The 16,144-nt window shown below is 69.0% G+C and carries 16 protein-coding genes; 8 read left to right on the forward strand and 8 right to left on the reverse strand.

The features are described from left to right. The first annotated feature begins 4 nt into the window (after positions 1–4). Positions 5–949 carry an ADP-ribosylglycohydrolase family protein gene (locus ACIPJ2_RS07860; RefSeq protein ID WP_402728354.1) on the forward strand — a complete coding sequence of 315 codons (945 nt, stop codon included), beginning with the start codon at positions 5–7 and terminating at the stop codon, positions 947–949. A gap of 35 nt (positions 950–984) precedes the next feature. After that, entirely contained in the window at positions 985–1,557 is a 573-nt protein-coding gene (locus tag ACIPJ2_RS07865) for a GrpB family protein (RefSeq protein ID WP_402728355.1), read from the forward strand. 9 nt (positions 1,558–1,566) lie between these two features. On the opposite strand, the gene ACIPJ2_RS07870 is transcribed toward ACIPJ2_RS07865, so the two are convergent. The 5 genes from ACIPJ2_RS07870 to ACIPJ2_RS07890 all read right to left on the reverse strand — a co-directional run bounded on the left by ACIPJ2_RS07870 (position 1,567) and on the right by ACIPJ2_RS07890 (position 5,178). Continuing rightward, positions 1,567–2,028 carry a hypothetical protein gene (locus tag ACIPJ2_RS07870; RefSeq protein ID WP_402728356.1) on the reverse strand — a complete coding sequence of 154 codons (462 nt, stop codon included), beginning with the start codon at positions 2,026–2,028 and terminating at the stop codon, positions 1,567–1,569. Positions 2,029–2,051: 23 nt separating this feature from the next. Next, entirely contained in the window at positions 2,052–2,438 is a 387-nt protein-coding gene (locus ACIPJ2_RS07875; RefSeq protein ID WP_402728357.1) for a hypothetical protein, read from the reverse strand. Between the two features lie 174 nt (positions 2,439–2,612). Beyond that, entirely contained in the window at positions 2,613–3,113 is a 501-nt protein-coding gene (locus tag ACIPJ2_RS07880) for a hypothetical protein (protein ID WP_402728358.1), read from the reverse strand. Beyond that, positions 3,107–4,903, reverse strand: a complete 1,797-nt coding sequence (locus ACIPJ2_RS07885) for an alpha/beta hydrolase (protein ID WP_402728359.1) — start codon at positions 4,901–4,903, stop codon at positions 3,107–3,109. The genes ACIPJ2_RS07880 and ACIPJ2_RS07885 overlap by 7 nt, the downstream gene beginning before the upstream one ends. After that, positions 4,900–5,178 (reverse strand): hypothetical protein, encoded by a 279-nt coding sequence (locus ACIPJ2_RS07890; RefSeq protein WP_402728360.1) that lies wholly within the window; start codon positions 5,176–5,178, stop codon positions 4,900–4,902. The genes ACIPJ2_RS07885 and ACIPJ2_RS07890 overlap by 4 nt, the downstream gene beginning before the upstream one ends. A gap of 82 nt (positions 5,179–5,260) precedes the next feature. On the opposite strand from ACIPJ2_RS07890, the gene ACIPJ2_RS07895 reads away from it, so the two are divergent. Further along, on the forward strand, positions 5,261–8,725 hold the full coding sequence (locus ACIPJ2_RS07895; RefSeq protein WP_402728361.1) for a TM0106 family RecB-like putative nuclease: 3,465 nt from the start codon (positions 5,261–5,263) through the stop codon (positions 8,723–8,725). Between the two features lie 99 nt (positions 8,726–8,824). Beyond that, entirely contained in the window at positions 8,825–9,709 is an 885-nt protein-coding gene (locus tag ACIPJ2_RS07900; protein WP_402728362.1) for a nuclease-related domain-containing protein, read from the forward strand. 136 nt (positions 9,710–9,845) lie between these two features. Here the strand turns inward: ACIPJ2_RS07900 and ACIPJ2_RS07905 are convergent, their stop codons facing one another. Then, the gene (locus ACIPJ2_RS07905) at positions 9,846–10,277 is read right to left on the reverse strand and encodes an SseB family protein (protein ID WP_402728363.1); all 432 of its coding nucleotides are present in this window, start codon (positions 10,275–10,277) and stop codon (positions 9,846–9,848) included. A gap of 145 nt (positions 10,278–10,422) precedes the next feature. Here ACIPJ2_RS07905 and ACIPJ2_RS07910 point away from each other — a divergent pair, with 145 nt between their 5' ends. From ACIPJ2_RS07910 to ACIPJ2_RS07925, 4 genes are read left to right on the forward strand one after another with little or no spacing between them, the layout of a single operon-like run. Next, positions 10,423–11,772 (forward strand): ABC transporter substrate-binding protein, encoded by a 1,350-nt coding sequence (locus ACIPJ2_RS07910; RefSeq protein WP_402728364.1) that lies wholly within the window; start codon positions 10,423–10,425, stop codon positions 11,770–11,772. Further along, positions 11,769–12,728, forward strand: a complete 960-nt coding sequence (locus tag ACIPJ2_RS07915) for a carbohydrate ABC transporter permease (protein ID WP_281264087.1) — start codon at positions 11,769–11,771, stop codon at positions 12,726–12,728. The genes ACIPJ2_RS07910 and ACIPJ2_RS07915 overlap by 4 nt, the downstream gene beginning before the upstream one ends. Continuing rightward, positions 12,728–13,597: a carbohydrate ABC transporter permease gene (locus ACIPJ2_RS07920; RefSeq protein WP_281264088.1), complete on the forward strand. Its 870-nt coding sequence runs from the start codon at positions 12,728–12,730 to the stop codon at positions 13,595–13,597. Before ACIPJ2_RS07915 ends, ACIPJ2_RS07920 begins: the two co-directional genes overlap by 1 nt. Positions 13,598–13,641: 44 nt before the next feature. Beyond that, positions 13,642–14,613, forward strand: coding sequence for a phosphotransferase (locus ACIPJ2_RS07925; protein WP_402728365.1), 972 nt, complete (start codon positions 13,642–13,644; stop codon positions 14,611–14,613). Here ACIPJ2_RS07925 and ACIPJ2_RS07930 read toward each other — a convergent pair. Continuing rightward, positions 14,576–15,235 (reverse strand): GPP34 family phosphoprotein, encoded by a 660-nt coding sequence (locus ACIPJ2_RS07930; RefSeq protein WP_402728366.1) that lies wholly within the window; start codon positions 15,233–15,235, stop codon positions 14,576–14,578. The two genes, ACIPJ2_RS07925 and ACIPJ2_RS07930, sit on opposite strands and share 38 nt — an antisense overlap. A 66-nt stretch (positions 15,236–15,301) precedes the next feature. Then, positions 15,302–16,087, reverse strand: a complete 786-nt coding sequence (locus ACIPJ2_RS07935) for an SDR family oxidoreductase (protein WP_402728367.1) — start codon at positions 16,085–16,087, stop codon at positions 15,302–15,304. Between the last annotated feature and the right edge of the window lie 57 nt (positions 16,088–16,144).

Consider the following 16,144-nt stretch of genomic DNA (forward strand, 5'->3'; position numbering starts at 1 on the left):
GGCCATGACGAACACACTCGACCGTGCAGTCGGCGCAGTCCTGGGATCCGCTGCGGGCGACGCGCTCGGAGCCGGCTACGAGTTCCAGCCGCCCGTCCCGGAGCCCAAGCCCATCCGCATGAAGGGCGGCGGCGCGTTCACCTGGGCACCGGGGGAGTGGACCGACGACACGAGCATGGCCGTCCCGATCCTGCGCACCGCCGCTCGCGGCGGCTCGTTCGCAGACGGCGCGGCGCTCGACGGGCTCGTCGCGGCCTGGGCGGACTGGGCACGGACCGCGCCCGATGTCGGCATCCAGACACGCGGCGTCTTGGCCGGTCTGGAGGCTCGGACCGCGTCCGCCTCGCGGGCGTCGGCCCGGCGGGTCCACGACCAGAGCGGTCGTTCCGCTGGCAACGGATCGCTGATGCGGACGACGCCACTGGTCCTGGCGTACCTGGACCCGGCGGAGGACACCGACCATCGGCTCGCTGACGCTGCCCGGGCGGTCAGCGACCTGACTCACTACGAGGCCGATGCCGGCGATGCGTGCGTGCTCTGGTGCGTCGCGATCCGGTACGCCGTCCTGACGGGCTCGCTCGACGTTCGGCGTGGACTCGACCAGCTGCCGATGGGGCGTCGGCGGGTGTGGGCCGAGCGACTGTCCGCTGCCGAGGCCGGGCAGCCCGTCGACTTCACCGCGACGAACGGTTGGGTCGTGTCCGCACTGCAGGCTGCGTACGCCGCTGTGCTCCGGAGCGACTCGCTCGAGAGCGCCCTCGTCGCAGCGGTCCGATCCGGCAACGACACCGACACGGTGGCAGCGATCGCCGGAGGACTCGCTGGGGCGCTGTACGGCACGTCCGCGCTGCCGGGTGACTGGCGGGAGCTGCTGCACGGCTGGCCCGGGCTTCGCGCCGACGACCTCGTCGCGCTGAGCTCGCAGGCGCTGCGGGTCCGGGCGGCCTGATTTCGGCAGTGTTCTCGGCGGTGTCGGAGGCTTCGATGGGGGGAGCCTCCGGCACCACCGTGCACGTGGATAGGCTGCGGGTGATGGTCGAGCTGGTCGAGCACCGAGCGGAGTGGGGCGCGCTGTTCCGTTTAGAGGCTGATCGGCTCGCTCCCGCGCTGAGCCCGGCCGTCACCGCGATCGAGCACATCGGGAGCACCGCGGTCCTCGGGCTCGTGGCGAAGCCGATCATCGACCTCGCGGCTCGTGCTGCCGTAGGCGTCAACCCATTCGTGATGTCGTCCCTCGTGGCACCGCTCGGGTACGAGCAACACCGTCGCGGCCCGAAGAACCACGGCGTCTACGTCCGCTCGACAGGGGAGCGACGGACGCACATCCTGCACGTGTTCGCGGCGGACGAGTGGGAGACGTGCAACCAGCGGCTCTTCCGCGACGCACTGCTTCGGGATCCCACGGCTCGAGCGCGGTACGGGGAGCTCAAGCGGGCGCTCGCCGGAGCCGCTGACGGGCGGGACTACACGGCGGGGAAGCGGGACCTCGTGGAGGAGATCCTCAACGTCGAGCGTGCGCGACGAGGGCTACCGCCGACGTCGGCGTGGGACAAGTGAGCGTCGGAGTCACTCGATGTCGTTGTAGTAGTCGTCGACGTTACCCGAGCCGCACATCGACTCCACGGTGATCATCATGCGGCTCGTGGTTGCCGAGAACTCGATCGTGCGGACGATGTGATCCTGGGAACGGACCCGATGCAGGATCTTGCCGTCCGCGCGTTCGACGTTCTGCGTCCACGTGGGCAGCCCTTTGTCTCGCCAGGACCGGCCGACTCGTTCCATGACGGCTTTCGGGTTGTCCACCGCGCCTTCGGAGATCTGATCCCACGAGAACGAGACCCCGGTGAACTCACGCGGCCTCGGGCACTCGTCCGGGGAAGGGCCGTTGCTCATGCTGGTCCACTCGCCCCCGGCGACGTCCATCGTGTCGCGGACCAGAGTCTGCATCTGGTCCGACGCGTCCTCCGCCGTCAGGATTGGCGCTTCTGTCGTTCTCGTGCATCCCGTGACGGCAAGGATGACCGTCATGACGAGTGCAGCGGTTCGGGTCCTCAATTGAAATCGCTGGCGTTGCCTTCGGCGCAGTCCGAGGAGAGCTGGATCACGGTGTTCATGGCACTCGCTCCCAAGCCGATCGTCGAACCTCCATCGCCCTCGGCGCGGACGTAGTAGAGGGGACGGTCATCGTTCAGTGAGCTCTTGGTCTGGTGCGTGGAGTACCCGTTCTCCTTGAGAACTGCTTCGGCCCGATCGATGTAGTCGCGGGGATCCGAAGGCGGTGCACCTTCCACAGACCAGCTGAACTTCACGCCCTCGTCGGAACGTGGTCCACATTCAGTCGCGGTCGGCTGCCGGAGCTCCGGTATGGCTGCATCATCGAGCGCACGGAGCTTTGCCACGATCGCCTGGCTCTCGTTGCGTACTTGATCCGGGGTCATGCGCGATTCCGATCGGGTGGTCGTTGGTGTGTTCTGGGGAGTCACTGTCTGGGTGGCGCAGCCACTGGCGAGGAGCACCGCGGCGACGACTCCGACCCGGGAGGCCGATGCTCCGATCACGAGCGGCGGGACGACGGCCCGAGAACGACAAGTCGACCGCCTGCCTCGGGCGTCTCATTCGTAGTCCGCAAGGTCGCCCCCCGCGCACACCGAGTCGACGGTGAGGGAAGAGGTCTGCTGATTCGCGGTTGCCGACACCGCGGGGCGGTCGCTGTCCTTGGTCTGCACCTGGTAGAGGACGCCGTACTTACCGAAGTCGGTGCTTCGAGTCGACACCGCGAAATCGTTCTTGCGAAGAGTGGCGGCGACCGCATCGATCCACGCTTTGGGATCGGACGGAGGTGTGCCGCGTGAATCCCAGTGGAACTGGACACCTCCGTGCGGGTCGCCGGCGTGGCCGCATTCGGTCGGGGCCGGCTTTGCTGTCCGACTGACCGATGGCCATTCGGAACCGGCGACATCGAGCACGAGGTTGCGTGCTGCCTCAGCGTCTTGGCGATTTTTTTGGACGTCCATCGTGTCTTCTCCAGTTGCTGAGCAGCCACAGAGTGCCGTGACCGCTGCGATGAGGATCGCTGTCAGCGGCATCCGCAAGTTCCACGTGCGCGTCACCATGGGTCCAGGGTCGCCTTTGCTGTGTTGATGAGGGCTGAAGTGTCCGGGTCAAGGTAGCCGAACGGGTCGCTGTCCAACTTGTGCTTCACCGGGTCGTGAACGGTCACGCCGAACGTCGGACCGTCGATGTTGCCGCCGTGAACCGAGTCGGCGCCCGTCGGGAGATCCTCTGCCCCGAAGCTTGGAGCACTCGGGTCGGTGCGCCCGCTCACGATGCGTCCGCCGGGTGCAACCCATTCGTCGCCGGTGCCGGCGTAAACGTGTTCGGCGCCAAGGTCACCAGCATCGTGGATCCAGGAAGGGATTCCCGCGGAGCCGAGGTTGACCGAGCTCTGGACACCGAGGTCAGGTTGCATCGCCGTTGCAATCGCGGTCGTGGTGGTGCCGTAGGAATGTCCGACCAGGTTGAGGACTGCGTTGTCATTCCTGCTCGCCCGGAACCCCATGAGATCGGACACGAGTTGCTTCGCGCCGGCCTCTGCCTTGTCATCGCTGAAGACTTCTCGGGACCCAGTGCCGAAGTTCTTTGGCGTGTCGTAGTTGATCCACTCGACAACTGCGGTCTCGCTCGGGTCGCCGGTGACGTGATCTTGTACCTCTTTGAGGTTTCGCACGCCGCGCTGTAGGACTGTTGCGTCGCCGAGCGTGGTCCCCATGCCCGGCACCACATAGCTCACGTTCGGTGCCGTGTCCAAGTCGCCGACCGAGATTGCTCCGAGCGGCGGCTTCCCCATGCGAAAGCTCACCACTTGGACAGGGGTAGCAGAGAAGGTCTCGTCTGGTAGCTGGCTGCCCCGAGCGGCGCTCGCGAAGTTCTTCAGCTGATCGTTCAAGAGCTGCTCCTCGACGAGCTCCTGAGCGAGGTCGTAGGGGCGGAGCCCGGCCGAGACGGCATCCTCGATGGACTTCTTCAATGCGCGGAGTCGATCATCCGACGCCTTCTTCTGGCGCTTGAGTTCCGCCCTGTTCGCGGTGTCCCGCGCCCAGTACGCGACGCCGTTGAGGTTGCCGATCACGGCAGGGAACGCCGCGATGAACGCATCCTGCGCGGCGGAGTGGGCACCCTTCGAGCCCTTCCCGTCGTCGCCGCCGAGGTCAGACCACCACTTCGCGACAGCCTTCGGGTCGCTCACCTTGCCCAGGCGATCGGCGAGTGCCTTGTCGCCGGCGAAGGCGGCGACCTCCTCCGGCTTCAGTCCGCCCAGGAACGCGAGCAGCTGCGCGTCGGTCATACCCGTGATAGTTGCAGCGCTCGTCGCGAACGCTCCGATCACCTCGGATTCACCGAGCTTCGACGCGGTCTCCGCATCCGCAGCCTTGCGGCGAGCGACGAGGTCCTGCCACGACTGCTCGAGCGCGACCTTCGACACCTGCAGGCCGGCGGCTTCGGCGGAGAGCCCGAGCATCTTGGCGGGGGCGTCGTCGGCGTCGGACTTCTGCAGCTTGTCGACCGCTCGCGCGTTCGAGGTCAGGTCCTGGTGATTTCGGCTCTGCGCCGCTTTGATCGTCTGCGCTTCGGTCTGGATCTGCTCGATCCGTGTGGCGTAGGAGATGAGGACGGTCGCGGCCTGGTCGATGTGGCCGGCGATGCGCTCGCCGCCGGCACCCACCTCGGCCGCCGCGGAGACGAACGATGCCTTGTTCTTCGCCTTCCGCTCTCCGTCGGAGACGACCTCCGCCTGCCGGTGCACCTGGTTCGAAGCGGTGCGGATCTTCGACGATCGCTGCTGCAGGCGCTGCGCGACGGAACGGATCGACTGGGGATCGCCTGCGGTCGGGTCCGCGCTCACGAGCCGGCCGCCCGTGCTCGGGAGGCGTCCCAGTCCTCGAAGGCAGCGACGACGCCGTGAGCCTGTTTCGCGACGGCGCCCGTGTTGTTCTCGAGTGCGATGGTCATGTTGGTTTGCACACGGAACGACATCTCGAATGCGGACTGCACCTCGGCTGCACCGAAGTCCGCACCGCCGAGAACGGTGACCGTGACGCTGCTGAGCTGCGTCTGACTCTGCTCGATCTTGCCCGCGATGCCGCGGATTGCCCCCGCGTCGATGACGACGTCCGTCACGATGTTCCTTCCCCCGAAGTGGTACGTCCGGCAGCATATCAGCCACGGTCACGGTGTCGGGCGCCGCTGTTACGGTGCAGCAATGCAGATCACGCCCGAGTGCCACGCGCTCCTCAGCCCGAGCGACCTCACCACGTGGGCGTCGTGCGAGTGGGCGTTCCTGCGCAGGCTCGACGCCAAGCTCGGCCGCGGTGAGGCCCTTCCTGAGTCGCACGACGACATGCTCGACCGGACGGCGAAGCTCGGTGACAAGCACGAGCTCGACTACCTCGAGATCCTCAAGGCGTCCCACGATGTGGTCGAGTTCGACCGCCCGGCGCCGCAGGACTACGGCACCGCTGCCGAAGCGGCACTGCAGACCATGCGCACGGGCGCGGACGTCCTCTACCAGCCGACGTTCCACCGACCGCCGACCGCGGACGAGGCGGGCTTCATCGGCTTCGCGGACTTCATCATCCGCAACGACCGCGGCGAGTACGAGGTCTACGACACCAAGCTCGCCCGCCACGCCAAGATCAGCGCCCTGCTGCAGCTCGCCGCCTACGCCGAGCAGATGCGCGCACACGACATCCCGACGGGCGAGCAGGTCCACCTGGTCCTCGGTGACCGCACGACGACCACACACGACCTGGCCGACATCACGCCGGTGTACCGCACGCAGCGCGCCGAGCTCACACGGGTGATCGCCGAGCGGATCGCAGCGGACGAGCCCCTGCAGTGGGGCGATCCGCGCTACAGCAGTTGCGGTCGCTGCGCCGTCTGCCAGACCCAGGTGGAGCAGCACCGTGACCTGGTCCTCGTCGCCGGGATGCGCCTCGACCAGCGGACGAAGCTGATCCGGCAGGGGGTGTTGACGATCGACGACCTGGCGGTCCGCACCGCACTGGTGCCCGGCATGTCGAGCACGACGCAAGGTCGCCTGGTCCGTCAGGCGAGCCTCCAGGTCGAGTCGGAGCGGACGGCGACGAAGAAGCCGGCATGGGAGCTGGCAGACGCAAGAGCCCTCGATGCGATCCCCGTACCGGACGCGGGCGACGTGTTCTTCGACTTCGAGGGGGACCCGCTCCACACCGAGGACGGCGTGCACTGGGGACTCGACTACCTCTTCGGCCTGGTCGACGACCGCGCGGAGTTCACGGCGTTCTGGGCGCACACGATCCGCGACGAACGACAGGCCCTCGTGGACTTCCTCGCGTTCGTCGAGGAACGTCGACGCGAGCACCCCGGCATGCACGTGTACCACTACGCGGCCTACGAGCGGACGCACCTGCTGTCCCTCGCCGCGCGGCATGGCGTCGGCGAGGAAGCCGTCGACGAGCTGCTCCGTGCGGGTGTGCTCGTCGACCTGTACCCGATCGTCCGCAAGGCGCTCGTCGTCGGCAGCCACAGCTACTCGATCAAGAAGCTCGAGCCGCTGTACATGGGCGAGGACCTGCGCCTGAGCGACGTGACGAACGCCGCGGACAGCATCACCGCCTACGTCGACGCGATCGAGGAACTCCGGAATGGTGACGCCGCCGAGGGCCAGCGGATGCTCGACCAGGTCGCGGACTACAACGCCTACGACTGCCGCTCGACCCTGCGTCTGCGCGACTGGCTGCTGGCGCTCCGGCCGCCGTCCACGGACGCGCCGGCCGAACTCGACCTGCCGCCGATCCCCGTCGAGCGCGAGCCGAACCCCGTGTACGTCGCCCTGGCGTCCGAGCTGGAGCACGTCGAGGCGCTCGACCGCACTCCTGACCAGACCGCGTTGGCGCTCGCCGCTGCCGCGATCGACTACCACCGGCGGGAAGCCAAGACCTTCTGGCAGGACCACTTCGACCGGCTCCGCAACCCGGTCGACGAGTGGGCGGACACCCGAGACGTCCTCGTCGTCGAGCGTGCGTCCGTGGAGCGCGACTGGGACACGCTGCCGCGTGCCCGTTCGCAGTCCCGAGAACTCCGGTTGTCGGGGACACTCGCGCCCGGCAGTCGGCTCCGGCCTGGAGGCTCGCCCCACCTCGTCTACGACGACCCGCCTCCGCCATCGGTCGGCTCACCGGGCCCCGGGTCGAAGGGTGCGACGGACCGCGCTGTGATCCTGGACGTCCACGACGACGGCGAGGCGACAGAGGTACTCGTGCTCGAACGGCTGTCCGTCGGTGGGGAACCGCACCACGAGTTCCCGGTCGCGCTCGCGCCGTCGTCGCCGCCGCGCGCGAAGCCCCAACCCGAGGCGATCGCCGAATGGGGTGCCGAGGTCCTCGACGCCCTGCCGGAGATGCTGCCCGACCCGGCGTTCGACCTGCTCCGACGGGTGCCCCCGCGCGGGGCGATCACGCCCGTGGTCGGTGACGACACCGTCGCCGCGGTGATCGCGACGCTGCTCGGGCTCGACCGGTCGTACCTGGCGATCCAGGGCCCTCCCGGCACGGGTAAGACCTACGTCGGGTCGAACGTCGTCGCGCGACTCGTGCGTGAGCACGGCTGGCGCGTCGGCGTCGTGGGACAGTCGCACGCGACGAGCGAGAACTTCCTGTCCTCGGTGGTCCGAGCAGGAGTGCCGGCCGACCGCGTCGTGAAGCAGCCGAAGGCCGGCGCCGACGCCGACGAGATCGAGGCGGCAGCGTGGACCCCCGTGAAGAACGGCGCCGCGATCGCCGCGTTCCTGGAGTCCTGCGAGCAGAGCGGCACCGGGGGAGTCGTCGGAGGCACCGCGTGGACGTTCGCGAACGAGTCGACGATCGCGCGGCGCTCCCTCGACCTGCTCGTCGTCGACGAAGCCGGACAGTTCTCCCTCGCCCCGACGATCGCGTCCTCGATCGCCGCGACCCGGCTGCTCCTGCTCGGTGATCCGCAGCAGCTGCCCCAGGTCTCGCAGGGGTCGCACCCCGAGCCCGTCGACGAGTCGGCACTCGGGTGGCTGGCGGACGGCGAGCACGTCCTGCCGGCGGAGTTCGGGTACTTCCTCGCACGGACCCGGCGGATGGAGCCGGCGCTGACGTCAGCGGTGTCGGGGCTGTCCTACAACGGGCAGCTCTCGTCGATGGCGACCGGGCGGCACCTCGAGGGCATCGACGCCGGTGTGCACCCGGTGCCGGTCGTACACGCGGGCAACACCACCTCGTCGCTCGAGGAATCGGCACGCGTCGTGGCCCTGGCGAAGGACGTCGTCGGTCGGTCCTGGACCGACGGGGACACTGTGCGGACGCTGACGGACGAGGACGTCATCGTCGTCGCGCCCTACAACGCGCAGGGCGCGGTGATCCGCCACGAGCTCGACCGCGCGGGCTTGACCGGTACCCAGGTCGGGACGGTCGACATGTTCCAGGGACGGGAGGCCGTCGTGTCGATCGTGTCGCTCGCTGCGTCGAGCGCGGCCGACATCCCACGAGGGCTCGACTTCCTGCTCATGCCGAACCGCCTGAACGTGGCGCTCTCGCGTGCGAAGTGGGCGGCGTACCTCGTGCACTCGCCCGCGCTGACCACGGCCCTGCCGCCCTCGATCCCCGGCCTGTCCCTGCTGTCCCGCTTCATCGAGCTGGTCGACCCGCCTCGACCGCTCTGACCGCTTCGACCGCTCGGAGTCGCATCGCAGCCCTGCACGCCAGGCTGTCGCCCGAACGTGGGCTTTCCTCGAACAGTGAGTGACTGCCATGCTCGGATCGTGACGGACCTGACGACGCCCATCGCGAACGGTGCCGACCCGGAGCGCCCATCGGGATCTCGAGCGACGCCGGTCGGGTCCCTGCCGCTGACCCTCCGGGCTCGGCGGCCTGGGTATGCCGTGATGCAAGAGTGCCTGCGCATCCAGTCCTCCGTGCCGAGCCGAACGAGTGCGCAGCGTTTCTGGGGTTCTGACCCGGTCATCCCAGCGGCACGTTCGTGGTTCAAGGGAGCGGTCGGAGAGCGGCGCGTCGCCGCGGAGCTCGAACGGCTCGGACCCGCGTTCACGGTCCTCCACGCCGTTCCTGTGGGCACGGGATCGACGGACATCGACCATCTGGTCATCGGGCCGAGCGGTGTCTTCTCGATCAACACGAAGAACCACAGCGGCCAGCGTGTCTTCGTCGGTGGCGGGTCGTTCATGGTCGGTGGGAAGAAGACGTCGCACATCGGAGCAGCGCAGAGTGAGGGCCGGAAGGCCACGCGGTTGCTCTCGGCGGCAGCAGGGGGGCAGATCGAAGTGGAACCACTCCTCGTCGTAGCTGCTGACCAGATCCGGTTCGGGAAGAAGCGTCCGCCCGTCGTCGTGTTGACGCCCGAGCAGGTGCGGCCCTGGATATCTGGTCGTGCTCGAGCCCACTCCGACGAGGCGGTCCGGTACCTCTCGATGCTGGCAGAGGATCGCGGGACCTGGCACGCTGCGGCAGTCGTGCTGGACGACACGCTCCGCCTTGAACAGCGCTTCGATCGGCTCGTGCGAGAGGTCGAGGGGGCTCGGCTGCGTCGGCGTCGAGTGGCGCTCGCTGTGTTCCTCGGTGTGGTCGGGGTCCCGGTGGCGGGATTGATCGCGCTGTCCAGCGTCGCGGCGTCGCTGCTCGGCGGTTGACCGCTGGGCGCCTCAACCCGACCCGACCGGGGCCGCTTCCGCTGATGATGCTGGCCGATCTGGTTCTCTGAGCCCGGACTTCGCGAACCGGATCGGTCACGGGTGAGCCCGGATGCGCTCCGGGCCGCTCATGCGCTCAGTCTTCGACGGCCTCGTCGTCGTCGAGGTCGGCCGCGCCGCGGAGCTCGGCGCGGATGGCCGCGAGGGCGTCTGCGTGCAGGAAGTTGGCCGCCTCGCCGCTGGTCGGGTCGACGACGATGCCGAACTCCTCGGGCACGGCGGTCACGAGCTCGGCCATCCGGACCGGGCGTGCCTCGGTGTCGGGGAGCCCGGCGGCGAGCTCGGCTGGGTCCGTGAACACCGGCACGAAGGGCAGGTCGCGGATCATCACGTGGGCGATGCTCCCGCCGTCCGGGGCATCCGCTGACTTCCACGGCACCCAGGCGGCACTCCCGAGGAACCCGGCCGCCGACGACGCCATGCGCCGCCGGAGCTCGCTCGCTGCGGTCGACGCGGTGCTCTCGACGCCGCGGCCGAATGCCGAGCCGGTCGACTGGTCGTTGCTCATCGGACTCCTCCAATTGGTGGACGGCCATCGTCCCACGGGCGAGGGCAACGGGCCTGGATGCGCACTCCGGACACCGGTGTCGGAGCCGGGGCATACAGTCCGATCCAGTGCCCCGATCCAGTGCCGACGTCGTCCGAGGAGTTCCGTGCCACCATCGCAGTTGACCCGCCGATCGCTGTTGACGGGTGCGTTCGGAGTCGCCGCGGCGACGGCGCTGAGCGGGTGCGTCGCGAACAACGGCCCGGCGCCGAGCAGTGCCGCCGCGGGGTCGAAGGCCGACATCGGCGAGGTCGAAGGCACGCTCCGCTTCGCGTTCTGGGGCGGCAGCGACGGGGAGAACACGGGGTTCGCCCGGGTCAAGCAGGCCTTCGAGGCGCGGCACCCGAAGGCCACGGTCGAGCTGCAGACCCTGCCGTACGACGGGTTCTTCTCCGGCATCGATCGAGGCATCCTCTCGCGGACGGCGCCGGACGTGTTCCGCGTCGACTACACCAGCATCGGCAAGTACACCTCGCACGGAGTGCTGCTCGACATGACGCCGTACCTGAGCGCGACGGAGTCGGAGGGCTTCTTGCCGGCGCTGTACGACGCGGTCCGCTTCGAGGGGCGCACCTACGGCGTGCCGCACCAGACGGACACCTCGGCGATCGCCTTCAGCCGCACAGCACTCGACGAGGCGGGCATCGGCGCGGTGCCCGACCGGCTCGAGGACGCGTGGACCTGGGAGGAATTCGCGGCCGTGAGCACGAAGCTCCGGAAGACGCTGCCCGACGACAAGTACCCGTTCGCGTACGACTGGACGGCAGCGGGGGCCTACCGGTGGGCGAGCTTCCTGTACCAGGCAGGCGGATCGCTCTTGACGCCGTCACTGCGACGCTCGGCGGTCGACGGGGATCCCGGCCGGAAGGCGATGGCGTTCACGCAGCGGTTCTTCGACGAGCGCTGGGTGCCGGCGAACAACACCATCAAGACGACGGTCTACTCGGACAACTTCTTCCTGAACCAGACGGTCGCGATGACGTTCATCGGTGACTTCCTGGTGCCGGAACTCGCGGACACCGCGAACGGGTACCAGGGCGGCGAGTGGGCGACGACCTACATGCCGCGCGACCGGGCAGCGGCGTCCGACCTCGGTGGCAACGCGATCGTCGCCACGCGCGACACCGCCAACCCGGAGCTGGCGGCGGCGTTCCTCAAGTTCCTGGTGGAGGAGGACCAGATGCGTGACTTCTGCCAGCGGGCGAACGAGCTGCCGACGCTGCGGAGCCTGGCGTCGACCGACCTGGACTACGCCGTGCGACCGGACGTGATGGACGTCTTCACGCAACAGGCGACGACGATCACCGAGACCGCCGTCCGCGAGACCGTGGTGCCGGGCTTCGCGTCGGTGAACACGGCCCTGCAGGACCAGCTCGAGCTCGCCTTCCACGGACGGGACACCGATGCCGCCGTGCGGGCGATCGACGCCGCGGTCGATGCGGCGGTGTCCGCATGACGGGCGCGGCGGAGCGCATCGGAGGCGCCACGGCTGGTGGAGCCGTGCGGCGCGGACCGCGGCGGACCGCCGGACCGTTCCGGGCCTCCAGTGGGGCTGCGGCGACCGCGTTCCTGGTGCCGAACGTCGTGCTCATCGTCGTCTTCACGCTGCTGCCACTCGTCTACGCGCTCGTCATCAGCTTCCAGGACCTCGACTCGCTCGGCGGCACGAAGTGGGCCGGGCTCGGCAACTACGCCGAGCTGCTCGCCGATCCGGTGTTCTGGCAGTCGGCAGCGAACACCGGCGTCTTCACGCTGTTCACCGTGCCGGTGGGCATGGCGATCGGCCTCGGCATCGCGGTCCTGCTGAACGGCGTGCTGCCGGGGCGGGCGGTCTTCCGGACCATCATCTTCCTGCCGCTCGTCGTCTCCGGCGTCGCCACGGGCGTGCTCGGCGCGTGGATGTTCGACCAGAACAACGGCTTCATCGACAAGTTCCTGCACGTCCTGGGGTTGCCGCAGGTGCAGTGGCAGTCGAGCGGCGGCTGGGCGATGACCGCCGTGATCCTGATGACCCTGTGGCAGCGCATCGGCTTCGACATGCTCATCTACCTCGCGGGACTGCAGGGCGTCGATCCGGCGGTGCAGGAGGCGGCAACGACGGACGGGGCGAGCGGATGGCAGCGCTTCCGGCTGATCACGTTCCCGCTGCTCGGACCGTCGACGTTCTTCCTGCTCGTGATGAACCTCATCTACTCGTTCCAGGTGTTCGACACCGTGTGGGCGATGACCCGTGGTGGCCCCGGGTACGGCACGACGACGATCGTGTCCTATGCGTACCGGGTCGCGTTCGACGAACACGGGCCGCAACTGCTCGGCTACGGTGCGGCCGTCGGCATCGTGATCTACCTCGTGACCCTGCTGATCACGGGGCTGCAATGGCGCTTCAACGCCGGACGGGACCAGGCCGACTGATGACCTCCTCCACCTGGGACACCGGCGCAGCCGCCCCGCCGCGGAAGCGCCACGGTCGTCTGCTCTGGCTGCGGATCGCCGTTGCGGTGATCGTCACCATCGTGATGGCGTTCCCGCTGTACTGGATGCTGCTCACGGCGTTCTCGACGCGCGCCGACCTCTACGCGCCCGGGCTGCAGCTCTGGCCGGCCCACTTCACGTTCCAGAACTTCGTGCGACCGTTCCAGGAGTTCCCGGTCTGGCGGTGGTTCGGGAACTCGCTCGTCGTCGCGGTCGTCGTCACGGTCATCACCGTCGTGTGCAACCTGCTCGCCGGGTACGCGTTCGCCAAGCTCCGGTTCCGTGGACGCAACGCGCTGTTCCTCGTGCTGCTGTCGACGCTGATGATCCCACCGCAGGCGATCATCGTGCCGCAGTTCTTCATCTCGATCGGCCTGCACCTGTACGGCGGGCTGTGGGCGGTCATCCTCCCGGAAGCCGCAGCGATCTTCGGGGTGTTCCTCGCGCGGCAGTTCTTCCTCGCGGTGCCCGACGAACTCATCGAGGCCGCGCAGCTCGACGGTGCCGGGCGCTTCCGTGCGTTCGTGTCGGTGGTGCTCCCGCTGTGCCGCCCGCTGTTGGCCGTCCTGGTACTGCTGACGTTCATGGGGGAGTGGAACGCCTTCGGGTGGCCGCTCGTGGCGCTGTCCGGGAACCAGGACCTGTTCACGGTGCCGATCGGCATCGTCGGCACGCTGCAGGGTCAGTACACATCGGACTACGGCGCGATCATGGCGGTCAACCTGCTGATGATCCTGCCGATCGTCGCCCTGTTCCTCGCGTTCCAGCGCTACTTCGTCGAGGGACTGTCGCGGAGCGGCCTGCGGTGACGTCGGTTCGACCGCGTCCGAGCGTCGACGATGCTCGGCGGTGGGTGGCAGCGGACTTCGGCGTGCACGCCGTCGACGTCGAGGAGGTCACCGGCGGCACCGACACCTCGGCGGTCGTCTGGCGGCTGGTCGACGACGAGGGCGTCGCCTGGGCCGCGAAGTGGACGACGCGTCCGACGCGGACCGGCACCCGCCTGGTCACCTCGATGGCCGCGGCCGGCCTCGCGAGCACGACGCGGTCGCGGCCCACCGAGGGCGGCCGCCGCCGCAGTCGGCGCGCCGGCGGCCGGCTCGCCCTCTCGCGGTGGTCGGACGGGCAGGACGCGGCAACGGTCGGGCTCGACCTGGAGGCATGGCGAGCGTACGGCGCGCTGCTCGCCGACGTCCACGCACACGCGTTCCCGCTGCCGGCCCGCAGGCAGGGCGCTCGCCGTGGCATCCGGCGGCGTCGCCGCCGCTACGTGGCCGAGATCCGCGCGCTCGACGCAGCAGACGCGTCGGGCACGGATCCGGTGCTCGACCTGTGGCGGCAGGCGCGTCCCCGGATCGACCTGCTGCTCGAGGGGACGCGCCTCGTGCCGGGAGCGCCGGGAGATCCGGTCCCGTGCCACGGTGATCCGCACCTGGGCAACGTGCTGGTCGAGGAGGACGGCGCGCTGCTGCTGGTCGACTGGGACGAAGCCGTGGTCGGCCCGCGCGAGATCGACCTGCACCTGGTCGAGTTCAGTGTGCTGTTCGAACCCGCGACCCCCGAGCAGCTCGATGCGTTCCGTGCCGGATACGGGCCGACGGCCGTGGACGAGCACCGCATGGTGCGGTTCGCATGCATCCGAGCGCTCGAGGACCTGACCTCGACCATGTCCGAGGCGGTCGCGGCCGGCGTCGGACCGGATCGCGACGAGGCGCTCCGCGTGTTCACCGGCATCCTCGCGCCGACCGGCTCGGCGTCGCTGGTCGACGCGCGGCTCCGGGCGGCGCTCAGCTCGACGAGGCGGTCGCGGCCGACGCAGCTGTGACGCCGGCCAGCATGATCGCGGTCTGCACGTCCTGCAGCACCCGCTTCACGGCGACCGAGGCCCAGGTGCCGGACGTGATGTCCTGGACACGCGCCTTGTCCACCTTGCCGAACTGTCCGCGCAGCGTGCGGGTGGCATCGAGCAGGCCGATGACCGCAGCTGCGAACGGGGTCGGTGCTGCATGCCCGTCGAGGACGCTCAGGACCGTGGTCCGGAGCTGCTGCTCGGGTCGCCCGTCCGCCTCGGGGAAGGACGTCGTCGTGAAGATCCGGAGCGTCGTGCGCTGTGTCGACGTCAGGAGCCCCTTGCTGACCAACTCGGCGTAGACGTCGTCGCGGAGCTGGCGCTTGCCGAGCTTGGTCACCCACCACTTCGCCCCTCGCGGTCCGCCCGACGCAGCGATGGTCCCGACGACGTCGTCGAGGACCGCACTGCCGGTGGGTGCGCCGTTGACCACCTGGACGTGCTTGCCGTCGAGCGAGACGACGCCGCGGACCGCGAGGTCAGCCAGGACCGCTCCCGCGAGTCCGGTGTCGAACCGCTGGGCGTCGAGCACCCGACGACCGTCGGGCTCGGTCAGGAGCAGGGCGAACGCCTGCGGGACGGTGAGTTGCTCAGCCATGCAAGCATGCTGCCACGACCGGCGGAGACGAGTCGTGCCTCCTGGCCGTCGCCCAGCCGACCGCGTTCAGTACTTGGCGGACTGTCCGCCGTCGATCGGGACGACCGCGGCGTTGACGTAGCTGGCGTCGTCCGAGAGCAGGAACGCGACCACCGCGGCGATCTCCGGCGCCTCGCCGTAGCGCTTGGTGGGATTGACCTGGATGAACTCCTCGGCGGCCTTGCGCGGGTTCTCCGGGTCGATCTGCTTCATCGAGTTCTCGACCATCGGCGTCCAGATGGCACCAGGTGCGATCGCGTTGATGCTGATCCCGTACTGTCCGTACTCGACCGCGGAGTTGCGGGTGAGTCCGACGACGCCGTGCTTTGCGGCTGCGTAGCCGGACTGGTTGCCCACGCCGCGGATGCCCCCGACGCTGGCGGTGTTGACGACCTTGCCGGAACCCTGCTCACGCATGACGGCGAGGACCTTCTCGAGCCCGAGGAACACGCCGCGGAGGTTGATCGACACGACCTTGTCGAACTCTGCGGCGGTGAAGGACTCGGTGGGGTTCTGCTTGCCCTCGATGCCGGCGTTGTTGAAGAAGCCGTCGATGCGGCCGAAGCGCTCGGTGGTCGCGGTGACGTACGCCTCGACCTGCGCTTCGTCGGAGACATCGGCGACGGTGGTGAGGACCTCGGCGTCGGTCGTCGCGTCGAGCACGGCGGACTTCGTCGCCTCGAGGCCCTGCTCGGAGACGTCGACGAGGGAGAGCTTCGCGCCCTCTGATGCCAGGCGGACGGCGGTCGCACGGCCGAGGCCGGAGCCGCCTCCGGTGATGAGGACGACGCGGTCGGTGAAACGTTCGGACATGGGGGAGGCCTCCTGCGGTCTTCGACGATGAAGTGGATGCGTGTGCATCGGCTCGGA

The sequence above is a fragment of the Curtobacterium sp. NPDC090217 genome, assembly GCF_044746705.1.
GTDB lineage: Bacteria > Actinomycetota > Actinomycetes > Actinomycetales > Microbacteriaceae > Curtobacterium.